Source organism: Stieleria sp. (assembly GCF_041595215.1).
In the GTDB taxonomy this organism is placed as follows: Bacteria; Planctomycetota; Planctomycetia; order Pirellulales; family Pirellulaceae; genus Stieleria; species Stieleria magnilauensis.
The window spans coordinates 1-2,305 of record NZ_JBFHKV010001235.1; the positions used below are offsets into that span (position 1 = coordinate 1).

1 protein-coding gene is annotated in these 2,305 nt (G+C 58.5%); it reads left to right on the plus strand.

Going from position 1 to position 2,305, the window contains the following annotated elements; translation table 11 throughout:
- Positions 1-2,059 (plus strand): N,N-dimethylformamidase beta subunit family domain-containing protein (locus ABX749_RS30025; RefSeq protein WP_372899276.1); only part of this gene is annotated, 2,059 nt, incomplete at its 5' end.
- Positions 2,060-2,305 lie beyond the last annotated feature (246 nt).

Sequence of the window (2,305 nt, forward strand, 5' to 3'; positions counted from 1 at the left end):
CCTGACGACCATCGTCGCCAAAAGCCCGCGGCGGCAGCCGATCCACCCGGGATCGTACGTGCATATCGACAACAGCTTGCCCAGCGAGCGACCACTGACCGGGCTCACCCTGGAATGCTGGATTCGTCCCTTCGCACTCGGCGGCTGGCAAGGCTTGATTAATCAACATGACTATCCGGACAAATGCGGGATCGGGCTGTTCCTCAGCGACGGCCAGATTGCGTTCATGACCGACAGTGGCGGCAAACACAATCCTGCGTCTCTTCACAAAACCGCACCAGGATTGATCGAGACCCAGCGTTGGCACCACGTCGCGGCAACCTGGGATGGAAAAGTAAAACGTGTCTTCATCGATGGAAAGGCGGCGGGCGAATGGCCATACACTGGAGTCGTTCGTCCTGGGAAGACGGCCCTCAGGATGGGTGCTTACGGCAGCAAGGGAGCGGCAGAGAGTTTCTACAACGGCGACATCGCGATGGTGTCCCTGTATGACCAAGCGATCACTCTGGATCAGGTTCAAAAACGCATTGCCGATCGCGGGCTGACCATTCCAACAGGAAACGCCGTTCTCGCTTGTTGGCCCTTCACCGAAGAACGCGGCACTCGGGTCGCCGACGCCGGTGTCGGTGGACGGCACGGGCGAATCATTAACCGCGGCACGTGGATGATCGGTGGGCCCAGCTTTGACGCCGCAGCCATCGATCGGCACGATACCAGCTACGATCCGACGAAAGATCCGAAACGTGGCCACGGACTGCGGCTCGCATCAGACGAACTTTACAACGCGCGTTGGAAAATCAATCATCGGTTCCGCATCCCCGCTGACGCAAAATCCGGAGTTTACGCAGGCCGCTTTGATTTTGAAATCGATGGAAAGCCAAAACGTTACTTCACGACGTTTATCGTACGCCGACCGGAGTCGCGGCCAAAGGCGCCGCTGGCGGTGCTGATGTCGACCAATACCTGGTTGGCATACAACTCGGCGCCGTTTCCCATCAATCACGGGCGGGAGCTGACAATGATGGGCACAGGTGGCCTTCCAACAACGCACCCAGACGCTGCGACCTACAGCGGCTATCGCGATCACCGCAACGGTCAACCGACATACAAAATCGGGATGAAATTGCCGTGGCCGGCGGCCGGTCCGAACAAGACCTACATCAATCAGTCCTACAGCCATCTGATGCGCGGCGAGCGTTTTCTGCATCTCTGGTTGGACCAGCACGGATACGATTACGACGTCATCACCGACCGCGACCTGGATCGCAACCCCGAAGTACTCGATGGCTATCAGGCCGTTGTCATCAATGGACACAGCGAATACTGGTCGGCGCGCGCCTATGAAGGACTCGACGATTACCTCAAAGCCGGCGGCGATGCGATCGTCCTCTCCGGTAACACGATGTTCTGGCGGGTTAGCTTCGACGAAACCGACGAGTTCATGGAGGTACGCAAGTACGGGACAGGAATCGGCGGACGCAAACTCGCGCAAGTCGGCGAACTCTATCACAGTCATGATTTCCGCCGCGGCAGTTTGATGCGTTTCTGTGGTTACCCGGCCTGGAAAGTCGTCGGGCTCACCTGCATCGGCTGGGGCGGCGCGTTCAAGCCCTATCAAGTCGACCAGCCTGACCATTTTCTCTTCAACACGCCTCATCAGGTTGGATTGAAAAAGGGAGATGCATTTGGATTCATCAGCAAGGACATGGGCGCAGTAGGCCACGAGTTCGACGTTCGCCTCTCAACGTTGCAGCGTGCCACTGCGGACTCGGCCATCAAGGGCTTGGTTGAACCCCAAGGGATTGTCACCGTCGCTAGCAGTAACGACCAGCGCCGTGTGATTGACTACAACGCCGAAGGACACAAGCCGCGGATCGGCGACGACCAGACGATCGCCGAGATCATCTACTGGGAACGTCCAACAGGCGGTCGCGTGTTCCACACCGGATCCATCGCAACCGCCTGGGGCGTGTATCACGACGAACACATGAGCAAACTGCTCAAGAACGTGTTGCATCATTTTGGCGTCGAAGCTGGGCGGAAGAGGCCCCGGCATTGAAAAACGCCTGACTCTAACGTTTTCTAGGTACCGGATCTTGCCAGATAGGCGTGGGTCTTTAGGCCCGGAGGATGTCGATTGTATTACTGACGAATTACTTGCCGTACCGCGTTGTGGGAACGACTCGCGAGCGGCAACCGCTCCTGCGGCCCGCACGCCAGCGGCGTGCCACATCAAAGCTTGGGGTCGCGCCCGCGCACCCCAAGTTCCGGTCGCCAACAGGCCGCCAACCCCAACGGGGTTGAA